The sequence below is a fragment of the Devosia sp. genome (assembly GCF_965229025.1).
Classification (GTDB): domain Bacteria; phylum Pseudomonadota; class Alphaproteobacteria; order Rhizobiales; family Devosiaceae; genus Devosia_A.
Genome location: NZ_OZ245853.1, coordinates 3,857,358 through 3,874,409, shown reverse-complemented (window position 1 = coordinate 3,874,409; position 17,052 = coordinate 3,857,358). Strand labels below are relative to the sequence as shown.

16 protein-coding genes are annotated in these 17,052 nt (G+C 64.5%); 2 read left to right on the top strand and 14 right to left on the bottom strand.

What is annotated here, in order from left to right:
- Positions 1 to 36: 36 nt before the first annotated feature.
- The 10 genes from phnD to phnG all read right to left on the bottom strand — a co-directional run bounded on the left by phnD (position 37) and on the right by phnG (position 8,896).
- Positions 37 to 951, bottom strand: a complete 915-nt coding sequence (phnD, locus tag ACO06J_RS18800; RefSeq protein ID WP_421762244.1) for a phosphonate ABC transporter substrate-binding protein — start codon at positions 949 to 951, stop codon at positions 37 to 39.
- A 65-nt stretch (positions 952 to 1,016) separates the two neighbouring features.
- Positions 1,017 to 1,847: a phosphonate ABC transporter ATP-binding protein gene (gene phnC, locus ACO06J_RS18795; RefSeq protein WP_421762243.1), complete on the bottom strand. Its 831-nt coding sequence runs from the start codon at positions 1,845 to 1,847 to the stop codon at positions 1,017 to 1,019.
- A 151-nt stretch (positions 1,848 to 1,998) separates the two neighbouring features.
- Positions 1,999 to 3,345, bottom strand: coding sequence for a hypothetical protein (locus ACO06J_RS18790; RefSeq protein WP_421762242.1), 1,347 nt, complete (start codon positions 3,343 to 3,345; stop codon positions 1,999 to 2,001).
- 70 nt (positions 3,346 to 3,415) lie between these two features.
- Positions 3,416 to 4,024: a DapH/DapD/GlmU-related protein gene (locus ACO06J_RS18785; RefSeq protein ID WP_421762241.1), complete on the bottom strand. Its 609-nt coding sequence runs from the start codon at positions 4,022 to 4,024 to the stop codon at positions 3,416 to 3,418.
- Positions 4,021 to 4,725, bottom strand: a complete 705-nt coding sequence (gene phnL / locus ACO06J_RS18780; protein WP_421762240.1) for a phosphonate C-P lyase system protein PhnL — start codon at positions 4,723 to 4,725, stop codon at positions 4,021 to 4,023. Before phnL ends, ACO06J_RS18785 begins: the two co-directional genes overlap by 4 nt.
- Before the next feature lie 180 nt (positions 4,726 to 4,905).
- Positions 4,906 to 5,682, bottom strand: coding sequence for a phosphonate C-P lyase system protein PhnK (gene phnK, locus ACO06J_RS18775; protein WP_421762239.1), 777 nt, complete (start codon positions 5,680 to 5,682; stop codon positions 4,906 to 4,908).
- A 163-nt stretch (positions 5,683 to 5,845) separates the two neighbouring features.
- Positions 5,846 to 6,727 carry an alpha-D-ribose 1-methylphosphonate 5-phosphate C-P-lyase PhnJ gene (locus ACO06J_RS18770; RefSeq protein WP_421762238.1) on the bottom strand — a complete coding sequence of 294 codons (882 nt, stop codon included), beginning with the start codon at positions 6,725 to 6,727 and terminating at the stop codon, positions 5,846 to 5,848.
- On the bottom strand, positions 6,724 to 7,845 hold the full coding sequence (locus ACO06J_RS18765; RefSeq protein ID WP_421762237.1) for a carbon-phosphorus lyase complex subunit PhnI: 1,122 nt from the start codon (positions 7,843 to 7,845) through the stop codon (positions 6,724 to 6,726). Before ACO06J_RS18765 ends, ACO06J_RS18770 begins: the two co-directional genes overlap by 4 nt.
- 2 nt (positions 7,846 to 7,847) lie before the next feature.
- Positions 7,848 to 8,438, bottom strand: coding sequence for a phosphonate C-P lyase system protein PhnH (gene phnH / locus ACO06J_RS18760; RefSeq protein WP_421762236.1), 591 nt, complete (start codon positions 8,436 to 8,438; stop codon positions 7,848 to 7,850).
- The gene (gene phnG, locus ACO06J_RS18755; protein WP_421762235.1) at positions 8,438 to 8,896 is read right to left on the bottom strand and encodes a phosphonate C-P lyase system protein PhnG; all 459 of its coding nucleotides are present in this window, start codon (positions 8,894 to 8,896) and stop codon (positions 8,438 to 8,440) included. Before phnG ends, phnH begins: the two co-directional genes overlap by 1 nt.
- An 82-nt stretch (positions 8,897 to 8,978) precedes the next feature.
- On the opposite strand from phnG, the gene phnF reads away from it, so the two are divergent.
- Positions 8,979 to 9,716: a phosphonate metabolism transcriptional regulator PhnF gene (phnF, locus tag ACO06J_RS18750; protein ID WP_421762234.1), complete on the top strand. Its 738-nt coding sequence runs from the start codon at positions 8,979 to 8,981 to the stop codon at positions 9,714 to 9,716.
- Here phnF and ACO06J_RS18745 read toward each other — a convergent pair.
- Entirely contained in the window at positions 9,713 to 11,005 is a 1,293-nt protein-coding gene (locus ACO06J_RS18745; protein WP_421762233.1) for a Gfo/Idh/MocA family protein, read from the bottom strand. The genes phnF and ACO06J_RS18745 overlap by 4 nt on opposite strands.
- 217 nt (positions 11,006 to 11,222) lie before the next feature.
- Between ACO06J_RS18745 and ACO06J_RS18740 the strand changes: the two genes are divergently transcribed.
- Positions 11,223 to 12,680 carry a xylulokinase gene (locus ACO06J_RS18740; protein ID WP_421762232.1) on the top strand — a complete coding sequence of 486 codons (1,458 nt, stop codon included), beginning with the start codon at positions 11,223 to 11,225 and terminating at the stop codon, positions 12,678 to 12,680.
- Here ACO06J_RS18740 and ACO06J_RS18735 read toward each other — a convergent pair whose 3' ends face one another.
- The 3 genes from ACO06J_RS18735 to ACO06J_RS18725 all read right to left on the bottom strand — a co-directional run bounded on the left by ACO06J_RS18735 (position 12,681) and on the right by ACO06J_RS18725 (position 16,992).
- Positions 12,681 to 13,643 (bottom strand): acetylxylan esterase, encoded by a 963-nt coding sequence (locus ACO06J_RS18735; protein ID WP_421762231.1) that lies wholly within the window; start codon positions 13,641 to 13,643, stop codon positions 12,681 to 12,683. It abuts the gene before it with no gap.
- A gap of 83 nt (positions 13,644 to 13,726) precedes the next feature.
- A complete protein-coding gene (locus ACO06J_RS18730; protein ID WP_421762230.1) occupies positions 13,727 to 16,282 on the bottom strand; it encodes an ABC transporter permease in 2,556 nt (851 codons plus the stop codon).
- Positions 16,282 to 16,992 (bottom strand): ABC transporter ATP-binding protein, encoded by a 711-nt coding sequence (locus tag ACO06J_RS18725; protein ID WP_421762229.1) that lies wholly within the window; start codon positions 16,990 to 16,992, stop codon positions 16,282 to 16,284. Before ACO06J_RS18725 ends, ACO06J_RS18730 begins: the two co-directional genes overlap by 1 nt.
- Positions 16,993 to 17,052 lie beyond the last annotated feature (60 nt).

Genomic DNA, 17,052 nt, shown 5'->3' with positions numbered 1-17,052 from the left:
CTGCGATCTCGCAGATGCCCCTCAGGTGTTTTGGAATTAGCCGCCAATAGCCGCTTTACGGGCTTCGATGATGGCGTTGTAGAATTCGGCCTTGACCGGGACATAGCCGGTGAAATCGCCGCCTTCGACAGCGTTGAAGCAGGCAACGTCGGTGGTCGGCAGCGCCGCCCAGAAGTCGGTCAGCTTCTTGATCCACTCATCGCCGAGGGCAGTACGGATCACCAGCGGGCCGTTCGGGATCAGCGGCGAGCGCCAGACTTCAACCAGGTCGGCCGGGTCGGCAGCGCCCTTGGCAACCATCTTGTGAAGGGTGCCCGAGGTGAAGCCGTCCTTGAAATCGCCGATACCCGAAGCGTCGTCAACAGCGACGTCGGACTTGCCATCGATGACGGCGAGGATGTTGTTCTCGTGGCCGCCGTTGAAGGCAGTCTCAGCAAAGAACTTGTCGTTGGGCTCGCCGGTGGTGACCGGGATCTGGGTCAGCGGGATCAGGTAGCCCGAGGTCGAATCCGGGTCAGCATAGCCGAGCTTCTTGCCCTTGGCGGACATGATGTCGGTGATGCCCGAGTCCTTGCGGGCGAGGCCGATCGAGTAGTAGCCGGTGGCGCCGTCGGTCTGCTTGGTGGTGAGGACCGGGGTCACAGCCGTGGGGTCCTTGATGTAGATCTTGGCAAAGCCCGAAGCGCCGAGGCCGGCCGCGTCGAGGGTACCGCCAAGCAGGCCCTGGATCACGCCATCATAGTCGGCGGCCGGGAACAGCGAGACCTTCTCGAAGCCAAAGGCTTCCTTGAGGTGATCGGCGAGGCACTGGTAGTTGCGCAGGCGGTCGGCTTCGTTTTCGCCGCCAAGGATGCCCAGACGGAATTCCTTGATGTCTTCGGCGAACGAGGTGGTCACGGACGCACCCATGGCGATCAGCGCCACCGTGCTCATCAGTACAGTCTTCAGCATTTGTCTCTCCTGTCGAGGGTTCCGGCCCCCGTTGCACGGGGGTCTGGAAGGGGGCGTCGTTGCCTTCAGTTGGCGAAGGCTTCCTGACGAACTTGCGCAACTGCCGGGCTGAAGCCGCGGAAGCTGGTTGAGGTGATGGCCTCCGAGAAGGCCTCCTTGAGGCCATCGGCGCCGTAGATTTCGCGCGCTGCCGCTTCGGTGAGATCGTCAGCCGTACCGTCGAACACGACGCGGCCGGCGGCCATGCCGACGATGCGGCCGCAATAGGCGCGGGCCGTGTCAAGCGTGTGAAGGTTGGTGATGACGGTGATCTTCTGCTGCTCGTTGATCGATTTCAGCGAGTCCATCACGATCTGCGCGTTGCGCGGATCAAGCGAGGCGATCGGCTCGTCGGCAAGGATCAGCTTGGGCGACTGCATCATCGCCCGGGCAATGGCGACGCGCTGCTGCTGACCGCCCGAAAGCGTGCCGGCGCGCTGCATAGCAACCGGGGCGATATCGAGCCGGTCGAGCGCCCGGATCGCATCGAGCCGCTCGTCATGGCTGAAAATGTTGAGGAGGCTCAACAGCGTCGGCCGCGAGTTGAGCCGACCGAGCAGCACATTGGTCAGCACATCGACGCGCGGCACCAGGTTGAACTGCTGGAAGATCATCGCGCAATCTGAGCGCCAGGCGCGGAGCGCCGAGCCCGTGAGGTTGGTCACGTCGCGCCCGTCGTGGCTGATGCTGCCTTCGGTCGGATCGGTCAGGCGGTTGATCATCCGCAGCAGGGTCGATTTACCCGCCCCAGACCGGCCAATCACGCCGACCATCTGCCCATCCGGAATCTCGAGGGTGACGTCAGCGACGGCAGTCTTTTCGCCGAAGCGTCGCGATACCTTTGAGATCCGCAGCATGCCATGCTCCCGTCAAGTGAACGGAGGCAATGGGTAAGTCCGCAACGCGAACCCTGAATGAAGCTTTGGCGACGGGATTATGACGGTGGATAAGACAGCCAAAGCCGCCAGGTTTGGCGTTATCTTTGAGGTACTAAGCTGTTCTCGCCGATCATTTCTCAGGCCGCCCGAAGGACTGCTTGACGACATAGGCCAGCCCGGCAGCGACGAGCACTGCGCCGAAATTCACAAACAGCAGGGCGAGAATGCCGAGCACCAGACTGGCGATGGTAACGTTTACGGTTGGCCACTTCACCGGCCAGTAGCGAATATCGGCGAGGGCAGTGCTCGCAGCAGCAGGCGTCAGGTTTAGGCCCGCAAGGTAGGACGAGAAGTCCGCTGAGAGCGTGCCCCCATTCAACTGCTCACGAAGGCGGTCGGCACCACGCTTTGCGGCTCTCCCAAGCGCCGACGCGGCGCTGGCAATGACGATGAAGAAGAACAGCAGCCCCAGGATCGAGACCGCGACGCTGTTGCCATTGACGATGATGAGCTTGGCCCCGGCCTGTAACACCTCGACGACCTTTCCGAGATCCAGTTCAAGCTTGGTTGGGATCAGTGGTGCAAAGAAGGTCGCGAGATTGGCGTCTGGCTGCCGCAGGTAAACGTTCTGCAGGGTCACCAGGTAGCCCATGGCGAACAGAACGAAGCAGCCGGCGATCGAATAAAAGAAGAAGTCTTCGAGCACTTCGAACCCTCGGCGGGAATCGACCGAGTGCAGATCTGGAACGACGCGAAGCTTGGCCTCCCGGATATCGGAGGCAAACACGAACCGTACGTAAAGACCGAAGGCGAACATGAAGCTGATCGCGCTGATCGCCCCCAGATAGACCAGATACGCGTACGCCAACCCGGCGAACCAGCCATTGAGACCGCGGTATTGCATTACGGTCCGGCACTGCTCGGAGACCTCCTGGGTGTACGCGCATATGGGGGCCGCAATCGACCAGTCAGCTTCATTTTGAGGATCGATGAATGCAAACGGCCGGAACGGCTCGGGCCCATAGAATCGGCCCACGACTCGGTAGTACTCAAGCGCCACAAAGCCAGTTGCCAGCATTGTCGCGACGCCGACGACGACGATGAGCGAGATTGTGCGCTTCCTCACGAGGCTCCGCATGAAACTCGCCGACGGAGTCTTCCAGCTTTCGCTGACGATCATCTGGCGGCTGACCATCTGGTCGATGGCGTAGAGGCCACCATTCACCGTCTCGCACACGCAATAGATAAAGAACGGGAACAGGACGCAGAGGCCGACTGACCAGTTCAACGCCAGCCCGAACCCCACCTGCTTGGCCAGCACATGGTGGGCGTTGCAGGCGACCAGCTTATAGGTCTCCAGCACCCCAGAGGTACCATCCCAGCACGTCTCGAAATTCAGGATGCCGATACTGAATGCCGCGATCAGGAACGATGCCCCGATAAAGAAGACTGCTATCGCAATTTCAAAGGATCGCATCCCCAGCCGCCCCCAGCCTTGATGCGGGCAGGGTGGCGGAGTTTGAGCAGCAATGCTGTTCGGACAAACCCTATTCGTACTTCTCCAGAAACGCCTCGATCTCAAGCGCCCTGAAATCGGGCAGCGCGTCGTGGAGCTTGTCGTGGCTCCAGTCCCACCAGCCGAGCACTATCAGGCGTTGGGCGATGGCGTCGGGGAAGCGCTGGCGGATGGTTTTGGCAGGCACGCCCACCGCAATGGCGAAATCGGCGACATCCTTGGTGACCACGGCATTGGAGCCGATGATCGCGCCGTTGCCTATCGTGACCCCCGGCATGATCACTGCGCCATGGCCGATCCACGTGTCGTGCCCGATGCTGATCGGGGTCGAGGCGCGCCAGTCGAAGAACGACTGGTCGTCCGTCTCGCCGTCAAAATACCAGCTCGAGCGATAGGTGAAATGGTGCAGCGACGCCCGCCCCATCGGGTGCATCGAGGCATAGATGCGCACGTGGCTTGCGATATTGGCGAACTTGCCGATGCTCGTGTAGGCGATCTGGGTATTCTCGACGCAGTAGGAATAGTCCCCCATCGTCGAGTGCGCGACGTGGGACCCCGCCCCGATCTCGGTATAGCGGCCGAGCGTTGAATCGCTGACATGGGCGGTGGGGTGGACGAAGGGCGTCTCGCTCAGTTTCATGCGGCAATCCTTGGGGCAAAGGCGGTGACATCGACGATCCGGTCAGCAACCAGGGTGCGGACCTCTTCGTCATGGAAAATACCGAGCAGCGCCACACCCGCGCGTTTTTTCTCCGCGATCATTTCGACCACCACGGCGCGATTGGTGGCATCGAGCGAGGCTGTGGGCTCATCGAGCAGCAGCACCGGGTGATCTGTGATGAAGCCGCGCGCGATGTTGACGCGCTGCTGTTCGCCGCCGGAGAACGTCGCGGGTGGCAGCGCCCAGAGCCGCTCAGGGAGATTGAGCCGCGCCAGTAGCCTGCGCGCCTTTTCCTGCGCTTCGTCGCGGCCGACACCCCGGCTGGCCAGCGGCTCCGCCACCACATCAAGCGTCGTGACGCGGGGCACGGTGCGGAGGAACTGGCTGACATAGCCGATGGAATCGCGCCGCAGGTCGAGCACGGTGCGCGGGCTGGCGGTGGCGAGATCGACCGCCTCGCCATGGTGCATCAGCTGGATGGCACCGGCATCGACCCCGTAATTGCCATAGACCATCTTGAGCAGGCTCGACTTGCCCGCGCCCGAGGGGCCACCGAGTACGACGCACTCGCCAGGATGAACCTCGAAGGTCACGCCCTCGACCACGGGGAGCACGATGCCATCGCGCAGGTGCATGGTGAAGGACTTGGCGACGTCCGAAACGGAAAGAAGAGCGGTCATCGGTTTGCTCCGTTGAGGCTGCAAAGACCCCTCATCCGGCGCTGCGCGCCACCTTCTCCCCGACGGGGAGAAGAATGGACCTGAGCTCGATTGGGGCACACTGTTCCTCTCCCTGTCGGGGAGAGGGTGGATCGGCCAAAGGCCAAGACGGGTGAGGGGTTGAAGAACACAGAGCCCGCCCTAAACCTGCAAAATCGACGACACGAGCAGCTGCGTATAAGGCTCGCGCGGGTCGTCGAGCACGCGGTCGGTCAACCCGGCCTCGATCACGTGCCCATCCTTCATCACCATCATCCGGTGCGAGAGGAGCCGCGCCACCGCGAGGTCGTGCGTGACGATGATCGCCGCGAGCCCGAGGTCGCTGACGAGCCCGCGCAACAGGTCGAGCAGGCGCGCCTGCACCGAGACGTCGAGCCCACCGGTCGGCTCATCCATGAACACCAGCCGGGGGTGCGTCACGAGGTTGCGCGCGATCTGCAGCCGCTGCCGCATGCCGCCCGAAAAGCTACGCGGTTCGTCGTCGACGCGATCCTCGGCAATCTCCACCCGGCCCAGCCACTCGATGGCTGTCGAGCGGATCTTGCCATAGTGCCGGTCGCCCACCGCCATCATGCGCTCGCCGACATTGGCGCCCGCGGAAACCGTCATGCGCAAGCCATCGGCCGGGTTCTGGTGCACAAAGCCCCAGTCGGTCCGCATCAGGAAGCGCCGCTCGGCTTCGCTCAGATCATAGAGGTTGCGCCACACGCCATCGCGCATCCGGTACTCGGCAACGCCCGAGGTCGGCTCGAGCTTGGTAGCGAGGCTGTTGAGCAGCGTCGTCTTCCCCGACCCGGACTCGCCAACCACGGCCAGCACTTCGCCCGGCCACAACTCGAACGACACATCTGCGCAGCCCATGCGGGAGCCGTAGAACTTGGTCAGCCGGTCAACCTTGAGGAGCGGTTCGGTGCTCATTGTGTGCTCCTAGAGGCAGATGTTGCGGCGCGCTGAGAGTGCTCCCCTCCCCCTTGAGGGGAGGGGCTGGGGGTGGGGGTCCACCGGTGATCATCGCACCACCCCCACCCTCGATCCCTCCCCTCAAGGGGGAGGGAGGCGCAAAACTGCTGGATCGGCCCACTCATTCCGCAGCCTCCAGCGCGTGTCCCGCGAGAACGCCGCGGTGGCCTTCGGCTCGGCGCTCTTCGCAATTGTCGGTGTCCGAGCAGACGAACATGTGCCCGCCGTGATCGTCCAAAATCACCTCGTCGAGATAGACCCCCTCCGCGCCGCACAGCGCGCAGGGCTCTGCAAAGTGCTGGATCTCGAACGGATGATCCTCGAAATCGAGGCTCACCACTTCAGTATAGGGCGGCACCGCATAGATGCGCTTTTCGCGGCCGGCGCCGAACAATTGCAGCGCCTCGGACATGTGCATCTTGGGATTGTCGAATTTCGGGGTCGGCGAGGGATCCATCACGTATCGACCCTCCACCTTGACCGGATAGGCATAGGTCGTGGCGATGCGGCCGTGCTTGGCGATATCCTCGTAGAGCTTCACGTGCATCAGCCCGTATTCCTCGAGCGCATGCATCTTCCGCGTCTCGGTCTCGCGCGGTTCGAGGAAGCGCAGCGGCTCGGGGATCGGCACCTGGTAGACCAGCACCTGGCCCTCGCGCAGCGTCTTTTCCGGGATGCGGTGGCGGGTCTGGATGATCGTCGCCTCGGCCGTATGCGTGGTCGTGGCCACGTTCGCGACCTTGGCAAAAAAGGCCCGGATCGAGACCGCATTGGTGGTGTCGTCAGCGCCCTGGTCGATGACCTTCAGCACATCGTCGGGTCCGATGATCGAGGCCGTCACCTGCACCCCGCCCGTACCCCAGCCATAAGGCATCGGCATTTCGCGGCTCGCGAACGGCACCTGGTAGCCAGGGATGGCGATGGCCTTGAGGATGGCCCGGCGGATCATCCGCTTGGTCTGCTCGTCGAGATAGGCAAAGTTGTAGTGCGCGGAAAAGCTCATTCTGCCGCCTCCATCTGTTCACCGTTCGCGTCTGCTTCGGAGATTGGGGCAGCCACGACGTCATGCTCCGCCCGCATCTCGCGCAGCAGGCCGAGTTCGCCCTGGAAATCCACATAATGCGGGAGCTTCAGGTGCTCGACAAAGCCGGTGGCCTGCACGTTGTCGGAGTGCGAGATGACGAATTCCTCGTCCTGCGCGGGGTGGTTGATATCCTCCCCCAACTCGCGTGCACGCAGCGACCGGTCGCAGAGCGACATCGCCATCGCCTTGCGTTCGGCCTGACCGAACACCAGCCCGTAGCCGCGGGTGAACTGCGGAGCGATCTTGGCATTGCCCTTGAACTTGTTGACCATCTGGCATTCGGTGACCCGGATACGCCCCAGCGACACGGCAAAGCCGAGCTCGGGGACATCGAACTCAACTTCGACCTCGCCGATGCGGATTTCGCCGACAAACGGGTGTGAGCGGCCATAGCCGCGCTGGGTCGAATAGCCGAGTGCGAGGAGGAACCCCTCGTCCCCGCGCGCCAGCGCCTGCAGCCGCAGGTCGCGATTGAGCGGAAATTCTAGCGGCTCGCGGGTGAGATCGCCGACCTCATCCTGAGGCTCGGTCGCATCGGGCTCGATCAGGCCCTGATGGTCGAGGAGGTCAGTGACGCGTGGCGCCCGCTCGGGGGTGGAGGCGCGCTGCACCGGCGCTTCGACATCGGCACCTTCAGCGAGGCTGGGGTCGAGCAGGCGGTGGGTGTAGTCGAAGGTGGGGCCCAGCAGCTGTCCGCCCGGCAGATCCTTGAATGTCGCCGAAACGCGGCGCTCGATCTTCATTTCAGCGGTGTCGATCGGCCGCGAATAGCCGAAACGCGGCAGCGTGGTGCGGTAGGCGCGGACGAGGAAGATCGCCTCGATCAGGTCGCCGCGCGACTGGGTGATGGCAAGCGCGGCGAGTTCGCGGTCATAGAGCGAGCCCTCGCCCATGGTGCGGTCAACCGCGAGGCCGAGCTGCTCGACAATCTGCGCGATGGTGAGCGCCGGCACCGAACGGTCGCCCCGGCGGCGGTCGGCAAGCAGGCGATGGGCATTGGCAATGGCGGCCTCGCCGCCCTTTACGGCAACATACATAGCTAGACCTCCGAAATGCGGGTGGTGCGCGGCAGGCCGGTGACCCGGCCATCGCCGACCAGCAGCAGGTCGATACCGCGCGGAAAACGCGCCCGGTTCTCGGCCCATTGCCCAAGGAAATCGCTGCTCGGCAGCGCGAGGTCGGTGACCAAGTAATCCTTGATCCCCGGACCAACCAGCCGATACGGGCGGGGCGCGCCGCTCACCGCCAGAACGATTGTGGTCGAGCGATCGGGATATTCGTCCGTGCCCTGCGCATAGCTCGAAAGTGGCGGCAGCAAAGCGGCATCGCTCACCAGCGCGAACTGCGCCGCGGCGGGGTCGGTCACCAGCGGCACGCCGGCATGGAACTGCAACCAGGCGCCGACCGCCGGGCTGATGGCCAGCACCGGATCGAGCCACAGCGTCGCATCATGGTCGCACATGGTCAGCGCCACAGCGCCGAGATCTGCCGTGAGCGGCGCGGGCGGGACCACGAAACTGCCCAGCGCCTGCGGAACGCCCGGCCGCGAAAGCGCATCCATCAGCGCGCGGAATACGCTTTGCGCGCCGAGAACGCTGTCGCCAAAACCGCCTTCAATTGCGAGATCCATCAATCGTCTCCCCGCACCATGGTGAAGAAATCGACCTTGGTGGCCGCCGTTTCGTCCTGCAGTTGCTGGTCGGCCGTGGCCTGCTCGACGCGGAGCGGCGCCAGCACCTTGGCCTCAATGCCCTCGGGGTCGCGCTGCAGCAGCGCATCGAAACAGGCGGCGATCACCGCCTTGTTGCCGTCGCGGCCGAGGCAATAGGCATGCCCGACTTCACCCGTTTCGAGCCGCACCGTGGCGCGTGTCACCGTCGCCTCGCCGAGGTTGAACGGGTTGCCGCCGCCACCAGCCCGGCCGCGCACCATGACGAGCCCGGTTTCGGGGCCACGCACCTTGTGGAAGGACGGCTGTGTAGGCCAGGCCGCCCAGAGTTCGCTGAGCCGGTCGCCCGGCGCCTGCGCCAGCACGGCCATCGCCTCCTGGCGGGGGTTGTTCGCCACTTTGGGCGCGGAAGAGGGCATCTGGCGCTTGCTCCAACTTGTATAATTTACTAGACAAGTAAGTCCGTTTCAGCCCCTCATAACCAGCCCTCGTGAATTTGCAATGACAAAACTGGCCCGCACCGAAATCGCCCCGCAGGGGGGCGTCGCGCTCTGGCGGCAGATCGCCGACCAGATCCGGCTCGACATCGTCGGCGGCAAGCTGGAGGTCGACGACAAGCTCGATGGCGAACTGCCGCTGGCCGAACGTTTCGGCGTCAACCGCCACACGGTGCGGCGCGCCATCGCCGTGCTGATCGAGGACGGTGTGCTCCGCGCCGAACAGGGACGCGGCACGTTCGTCGCGTCCGCCCGCCGGCTGAGCTACCCGCTGGGACGGCGGACGCGCTTTCGTGAAGGTCTCAAGGGACAGGTGCAGACCCTCACCTCCGAAGGGCTGGGCCACCGGCAGGAAAACGCGACCCAGCGCATCGCAACTGCGCTCGGGCTCGGGCGCGGTGCGCGGCTGGTGCGGATCGATGGGCTCAACAGCGCCGACGGCTTCCCCATCTCGCGCGCCACCACCTGGCTCCCCTATCGGCGCTTCCCCGATTTCGCCGAACGCATCGCAGAACTCGGCTCCACGACGGCGACCTTCAAGAGCTACGGGATCGTCGACTATGTGCGGATGACCACCCGCATTTCCGCCCGCCACGCTGACGCCGAGGAACTGAAGCTGCTCAAGCTCGCGCCCGGAGCCGTGCTGCTGGTCTCCGAAGCGGTAGACGCCGACGAGGCCGGTGTCCCCATCTCCTACGGCCTCTCCCGATTTCCCGCCGACCGGCTGGAACTGGTGGTTTAGCGCCCCAGCACAATCCCCGCCCCGGCCAGCATCTGGTCCACATCGACCGTCTGCCCCCTCGCCATCGCCTCGTTGGCGGCGATGCCCGTGAGGATCGACCAGGCGCCTTCGCGGTGGCTGGAGGCGCGGTTATAGAGGTCGGGCTCCATGCTGCAGGGCTCGAACAGATAGCCCAGCATCACCGGATCGGCGCCGCCATGATCGCCTGAGCCCTGCCAGACGTCGAGCACTTCGGGCCGCTTGCCCGCAAGGTGGAGCGTCGTGGTCATGGCGTCTTCGTGCGCCTTGTCCCGCACGCCCCCGAACACGCCGTGCACTTCGACATGGCGGTGCGTGAGTTCGCCCTTGGTGCCCTGGAACTTGATCTCAAGCCCTTCCCACGGGGAATAGGCGCAGAGCGTATAGTTGAGGAACACCTCGTTGGCGTATTTCACCTGTACCTGCATGGTGTCCTCGATGGTGATGTCATCGGCAAACACGCACTTGTCGCGGAGATACCCGTCATCGTCCTCGGCATCGAGATAGAGTTCGCGCAGCGCCGGGTCGCCCGCGAGGTCGAGCCGGTAGTCGCAGCGGTCGAACACCGGGCAGCCCTGGCAGCGCGGGCCGTGGCCTTCGAGCCCCAGCTCAACCGCCATCTGCGGGGTGTAAAAGACGCGCTTGCCCAGCGCGCTGACGGTCTTCGGCGTTGAGGCCACCCACCAGTTCATCAGGTCGAAATGGTGCGTGGATTTGTGCACCAGCAACCCGCCGGATTTCTCCTTGTAGCGGTGCCAGCGGCGGAAATAGTCGGCGCCATGCACCCGGTCGAGATACCAGCGGAAATCCACTGCCTCGATTGTGCCGATCACCCCGCTCAGGAGCAGATCCTTGATCTGCGTGCGGGCCGGTGTGTAGCGATAGTTGAAGGTGACCGTGACCTTCTTGCCGCTCGACGCCTGCGCGTCGAGAATTTCGCGCAGCTTGCCCAGATCCACCGTCATCGGCTTTTCGGTCATCACGTTGCGCCCGGCTTTGAGCGCCCTGACGATATATTCGTGGTGAAGGTAATCCGGCGTGGTGACGATCACCGTGTCGGGCTGCTGCTCATTGAGCATGCGGTCGAAATCCTCGGCCGCGTAAGTGGCGATGCCGTTGCCGCGCGGTGGCACCTTGCTGGCCGACAGCGCCAGCCGCGACGCGTTGACATCGCACAGCGCCACCAGTTCGTTGTCGGTGGGGTGAGTTTCCGTAATGGCCGTACGAAACATGGCATGGCGGCCACCAGCCCCGACAATCGCGTATTTCAAAATGCTGTTCCTGCCCAATACGCGCAGCCTGAGCCTCCCCGCTGCGCAACTGGAAAATACTGTTCCATCCTCTGCCAAGGGGCAAGCCTTCAGAGTTCACGATACGCACCGACATACGGCGGCTTGCGCGCCGAGGGGCGGATAGTCTCTACTCCGCACTCTCAACCGGCGCCGTCGCGCCAAAACTGGCACCAAGACTGGCACCAAGACCGGCACCATGACCGACCCGCTTTATCTTGCCATTGATCTCGGAACGAGCAGCGTGCGGGCCGCGCTGGTCGATGGCCATGGCCGGATCACCGCCTTCGCCTCGCGCTTCTATCAGCAGGTGATCCCGCGCTTTGGCTGGGCCGAGCAGAGTGCCACCGCCTGGTGGGAAGGCGCCCTTGGCGCCATCCGCGAAGTCGTCGCCGGGGCAGACGCGACCCGCATCGCCGCCATATGTGCCTGTGGGCAGATGCACGGCACGGTGCTGATCGATGCCGATGGCCGGCTGGCGCGCGACGCTGTGCTGCTGTGGAACGACAAGCGCGCGGCCGGTGACGTTGCCGACTGGTCAGCTACCCACCCCTTCGCTGACTATTCCGGCATCACCGCCAACCCCGCGACCCCGGCCTGGCCCGCTTTCAAGCTGCGCTGGCTCCGTGACAACGAGCCCCTCGACTATGCGCGGACCGCGACCGTGCTGGCGCCAAAGGACTTCATCAACTTCCAGCTGACGGGAATTCGTGCCACCGACTGGACAGAAGCGTCAGCCAGTTTCCTCGCCGATTATCGCACCGGCTCTTGGTCTCAGCCCCTGATCGATGCGCTCGGTCTGAGGCACGACTTTCTGCCAGATATCCATGACCCAGGCACAGTCCTTGGACCGATAACTGCAGCCGTTGCGCAGGGAACCGGGCTCCGCGAGGGTACGCCCGTTCTCGCCGGCGGTGGCGACCTGCCCATCGCGCTGCTGGGGTCTGGTGCCTTTGCTGCCGGCGCCTATTCCGACATTACCGGCACCTCCGCCATTGCCACCAGTGTCAGGCCGACCCCGTTGCTCAGCCCGCTGGTCAGCAATGTCGCACTGCCCGGCGGCAACTGGGGCGCCTTCACGCTCGTCGATGCAGGTGGCGACGCGGTGCGCTGGACGAGACGGGTGCTGATCGATGATGGCGACCCGGCGACGGCGACACCTGGAAGCAACGGCTTGTTTTTCCTGCCGTTTTTGTCTGGTCAGCGGCTGGGACAAGCACAGAATGCGCGCGCCCAATTCTTCGGCCTGACCGCCAGCCACGGCCCGGCAGAACTGAAACGCGCGGTGCTTGAAGGCGTGACTATGGCGCTGAAGCAGCAGTTCGACGCAATCGGGGCGCGCCCGCAGCAGTTCATCACCGCCGGAGCCGCCGGCCGCTCCGAGCTCTGGCTGAAGATCAAGGCGGCAATCTACGGCGTGCCGCTGCTGGTGCCGCGCGAACTCGAATGCGGCGCCATCGGCTGCGCCATCCTCGCCGCCACCGCCACCATCGGCGGCACGCTTTCAGAAAACGCCGCGCGCATGGCGGGGATCGACCATGAGGTCCTGCCAGACCCGGCCTGGCAGGAGCGCTATGCCCGCATGCTGCCGCTTTTCGGGCACCTGCGGGAGGCCATGGCGCCGCTCAATGACGAGCTCGACGCCTTGGTACGGTGATCAGAACCCGAGCGCTTTCAGCCATTTGACCTGCGCACGGTCCTGGAACACGCCGCCGCCTTCGTGGTTGTTGAAGGTGTAGGTCTCGATAGCCTTAGTACCCGGCCATACGTTGTAGGCGGCATAGACCGTTGACGGCGGGCAGATATCGTCCATCAGCGCCACCGAGAACAGACCGGCCGCCTTCGCGCGGGCCGCAAAGTGCACCCCATCGAAATAGTTGAGGGTCTTGAAGGACGCCTCGGCGGCATGACGGTGCACGGCGAGATAGCGCACGATCTCGCCATAGGGATCGCGGCTGGTGAGGCCCACCGCCCGGGGAAAATCGCAGAGGAACGGCACATCCGGCATCGCCGCGCGGACACGCGGCTCAAGGCCTGCGACTGCTATGGCAATGCCACCACCCTGGCTGCCGCCAACCACCGCCAGCTTGCTGGGATCGGTTTCAGGCCGCGTCAGCACAGCCTCCACCGCACGCACACCATCGGTGAACACACGCCGATAGTAATAGCCCTTAGGATCGGTAATGCCGCGGGTCATGAAGCCGGGATGGGAGGGATCGGAGCCCGCCGGATCGGCCGTGTCGCTCGGCGACCAGCTCGAGCCCTGCCCGCGCGTATCCATCACCAGCACGGCGCGGCCGGTCGAGGGCCAGAGCAGGTGCTCCTGGACGAACCCGCGGCCGCCGCCGTAGCCGATGAACTTGATGACCGTGCCGGTGGGCGCCTGGCCGGCGGGTTTGATGTACCAGCCCTTGATCCGGTGGCCGCCAAAGCCCGAGAACGCCACATCGAAAACGTCGAACAGTGGAAAGCCGGCATCGACCGGAGTGAACACCGCATCGAGCGCGTGGGTGCGCGTCTCAGCCAGAGTTGCGGCCCAGAAACTGTCGAAATCCGCCGGTGCAACCGACGATGAGCGATAGTGCGGCAACTCGGCCTGCGGCTTGTCAAAAAACGGCATGTGAAAACCTCTCCCCAGAAAATTGACGGGACTTTGGCCAGCAAAGCAGCGCCATGCAAGGCAACTTCCGTCGCAAGTGTCGGCTATTCGGCGCCAAGCTGACGCAGCAGCAGGGCCGGACGCGGCCGTAGCGCTTTGCGGATGGTGGTGGCGCCCAGAATACCGGTGATGACGATGGCGCCCAGATCGACCGCTGCGATGGTCATCGCATCGACGGTGAATTCGACGTCGAGCAGGACCATGGTCAGGATCCACGCAAGCCCGATGCCGAGCGGCGTCGCGAGCACGGCCGCGAATGTTGCCAGCAGCACATAGTGCACTACCGACACCGAGAAGATTTCGAGCCGGCGCGCGCCCAGCACCTTGGTGATCACCGCATCGGCCTGCCGCTGTCGCCGGCCGGCGGCGAGGCTGCCGAGGAGCACGAGCAGGCCGTTGCCAACTGCGAGCCCCCCGACCAGCGAGGCGGCGAGCGAGAGCTGCCCGAGGGCAGCCGTGATCAGCTCCAGTGTCTGGCCGATGGCGATGAAGTGCACATCCGGTAGGGTCGTCGCCAGCTGCCGCTCGACGATGCTCTCGCTGCCAGCCGTCGCGGTGACGGCGCCGAGCAGCGTTGCCGGATAGGCCTCAAGAACTCCCGGTGAAAAGGTCGCGAGGAAGTCGATACCGCCCTGCCAGGAATAGTCCCTGAAATTTGCGACCTTGGCGGTAACCGGTTCGCCGAAAATGGTGAAGGTCAACTCGTCGCCGAGTTTGATACCGAGCCCGGAGCGCAAATTCTGGTGCAGCGAGACCAGCGGCGGGCCGGAATAGGACGGGCCCCACCACGCGCCCGCGACGACGCGGGAGGTCGAGGGCAGTTCCTGCCGGTAGGTGAGCGGCACTTCGCCCGAAAGGAGGAACGATGCCTCGGACCCGCGCGGACGGAAGGTTTCAACCGGGTTGCCGTTGATCGCGGTCAGGGCGCCGCGCAGCATCGGGGTGGAGGTGAAGCGGGATATATCGCTGCCGGACTGCTTCAGCCCCGCCAGCGCCTGCACCTCATCCTCGAACAGGTCCGAGGCCACGAAGGTCGGCACATCGAACACCGAGGCGCCAAGATATTCGTTGCGAAGGTTCACTTCGAGCGCCAGCACCACGACGAGCATGGCAAGCGCCAACCCCACCGAGATCACCACCGAGCTGGCATTGGAGCCGGCGCCGACAATATCGCGCAGGGCATGGCGGAGGGTGCGGTTGGTTGATTCGGGGAGGCGCCGGACGGCCGCCATGACGAGGATAAGCGCATAGCGGAACAGGATGACCGACAGCACGCTGACCACGGCGAAAGCGGCAACCAGCATGGGGTCATCGGTCATCACCACCGCAAGGGCGAGGAAGGCGATAGCCGCCAGCGCCAGCGGCAGGATCTGCCACGAGGCGAACAGCTTCCGCCATTCCAGCGGCGGTGCCGCCAGCCCCTTCGAACGGAACAGGGTCACCGGGCTGATCGCCTGCGCCTGCTGCAGCGGCAGGTAGGAGAAGGCAAACGCGGTGAGGAGCCCCACCCCGGCGGCAACCAGCAGCGGCTGGATATGGAGCGCGGGCGGCAGGCTTACCCCAACGGCCTTGCCGACGGCCGGCAAAGCCAGCAGCGCCGTGCTCGCACCAACGGCGAGGCCGATGCCAACTCCGATCAGCGCCAGCATTGCCACCTGGGCGAAGAAATGGATGAAGATGCGCGCCCGGTTGGCGCCCATGCTGCGGAGGATCGCTATGACATTGGCACGCTCGGTAACGTAGGCCGAAATCCCGGTCCAGACGCTGACCCCGCCGATCAGCAGCGAGGCGAGCCCGACGATCACCAGGAAGCGCATGAAGAGATCGTAGTAGCGCACCATCGGCCCCAGCCCGTCGCGGGCTGAGCGGACGGTCCAGCCGGAATCATTGAGCGCCTGCTCAACGGCGACCTTGCCGTCTTCGGCATCCCCGCTATCGAGCTTGAGCTTGTAGCGATACCAGGTGCCCAAGCCCGGCAGCGGGGAAGTCTGGTCGGCAAGATTGGCGAAGGCGGTGGTGGTGATCATCGCCTTGAGGCCGAGCCGGAAGCCGCGCACCGCGCCATCGGGAACGCCCGCCAACGCGCCACGGACCTCGAACGGCGTGCCGCCAATGGCGATCATGTCACCCACTTGTGCGCCGAGCTGGTCGAGCATCAGCGGATCGACCAGCGCGCCGAAATAGCCATCTCGCCAGGACAGAAACTCGAACGGCTGCACGTCAGGTGGAAGTTGCGGGCTGTCGATCTGGCCCAGCAGCGGATAGGTCTCGCCGATTGAGATCAGATCGACAAACGCATCCTTGTCACCCGACTGGGCGCGGAGGTTGGTGTCGATGACATTGGCGAGCTTGCCGAAGGTTTGGAGCAGCGCGACCTCATCGCCGGTAGCGACGCGGTCCGCACGGGAGAGCTCAAGATCGCCGCCCATCAGCACCGCCGCATCCTCGGCGACGGCCTGCCGGATGCTGGCACCGACAGAACTGACGCCGGAGATCAGCGCGGTGCCGACCGCGAGGCAGGCAATGATCAGGGTGAAGCGGCGCCAGTCGCCGCGCATGTCCAGCAACCCGACGCGGACGGCGGCCCAGAAACTGTGCATCAGACGGCGGGCCCGGCTTCGACCAGTTCGCCTAGCGTCATGGTGAGCGTGCGGTCCGCCCGCTCAGCCAGTGCGGCGTCATGGGTGATCATCACCACCGCCGTGCCCTGCTTGCGCGCCATGTCGAACATCAGTTCGACGACGCGTGCGCCCGATTTCTGGTCGAGATTGCCGGTCGGCTCGTCGGCCAGCAGCAGGCGCGGCTTGGCGATCATGGCGCGGGCTAGCCCGACGCGCTGTTGTTCACCACCCGATAGCGTCGCCGGACGGTGGTGCAGGCGATCTCCAAGCCCGACCGCCTCGAGTGCCGCAGTCGCAGCAGCCCGGGTCTCGGCCAGCGACAATTGCGGCGAGGCGATCTCAAGCGCCAGCCCGACATTGTCGAGGGCGGTGAGCGAGGGGATGAGGTGAAAACTCTGGAAGACGATGCCCATCGTCTTGCGCCGGAACGTCGCGAGGTCATCCTCGCTGAGCGTCGAGAGATCCTCCCCCGCGACCATCACCTTGCCGGTGGTGGCGCGCTCCAGGCCGGCAAGCAGCATGAGCAGCGAGGTCTTGCCGCTGCCCGATGGCCCGACAATCGCCACTACCTCCGACGGGCGGACCTGCAATGGCACGCTCTTGAGGATGTGGAGTGGTCTGCCTACAATATCCAGCGTATAAGTAACGCCTGTGAGTTCAATGATCGGCGACTGCGTGTTTCCCGTCACGTCCGACTGGGAAGTTTGCGCGACCGCACTTTTTTGACTTGCCCTACTTGGCAAACCCTC

Bases quoted from the DNA above. Each gene is read 5' to 3' on its own strand.
- phnD (WP_421762244.1), bottom strand. From the start codon at position 951: ATGCTGAAGACTGTACTGATGAGCACGGTGGCGCTGATCGCCATGGGT.
- phnC (WP_421762243.1), bottom strand. From the start codon at position 1,847: ATGCTGCGGATCTCAAAGGTATCGCGACGCTTCGGCGAAAAGACTGCC.
- ACO06J_RS18790 (WP_421762242.1), bottom strand. From the start codon at position 3,345: ATGCGATCCTTTGAAATTGCGATAGCAGTCTTCTTTATCGGGGCATCG.
- ACO06J_RS18785 (WP_421762241.1), bottom strand. From the start codon at position 4,024: ATGAAACTGAGCGAGACGCCCTTCGTCCACCCCACCGCCCATGTCAGC.
- phnL (WP_421762240.1), bottom strand. From the start codon at position 4,725: ATGACCGCTCTTCTTTCCGTTTCGGACGTCGCCAAGTCCTTCACCATG.
- phnK (WP_421762239.1), bottom strand. From the start codon at position 5,682: ATGAGCACCGAACCGCTCCTCAAGGTTGACCGGCTGACCAAGTTCTAC.
- ACO06J_RS18770 (WP_421762238.1), bottom strand. From the start codon at position 6,727: ATGAGCTTTTCCGCGCACTACAACTTTGCCTATCTCGACGAGCAGACC.
- ACO06J_RS18765 (WP_421762237.1), bottom strand. From the start codon at position 7,845: ATGTATGTTGCCGTAAAGGGCGGCGAGGCCGCCATTGCCAATGCCCAT.
- phnH (WP_421762236.1), bottom strand. From the start codon at position 8,438: ATGGATCTCGCAATTGAAGGCGGTTTTGGCGACAGCGTTCTCGGCGCG.
- phnG (WP_421762235.1), bottom strand. From the start codon at position 8,896: ATGCCCTCTTCCGCGCCCAAAGTGGCGAACAACCCCCGCCAGGAGGCG.
- phnF (WP_421762234.1), top strand. From the start codon at position 8,979: ATGACAAAACTGGCCCGCACCGAAATCGCCCCGCAGGGGGGCGTCGCG.
- ACO06J_RS18740 (WP_421762232.1), top strand. From the start codon at position 11,223: ATGACCGACCCGCTTTATCTTGCCATTGATCTCGGAACGAGCAGCGTG.
- ACO06J_RS18735 (WP_421762231.1), bottom strand. From the start codon at position 13,643: ATGCCGTTTTTTGACAAGCCGCAGGCCGAGTTGCCGCACTATCGCTCA.
- ACO06J_RS18730 (WP_421762230.1), bottom strand. From the start codon at position 16,282: ATGCACAGTTTCTGGGCCGCCGTCCGCGTCGGGTTGCTGGACATGCGC.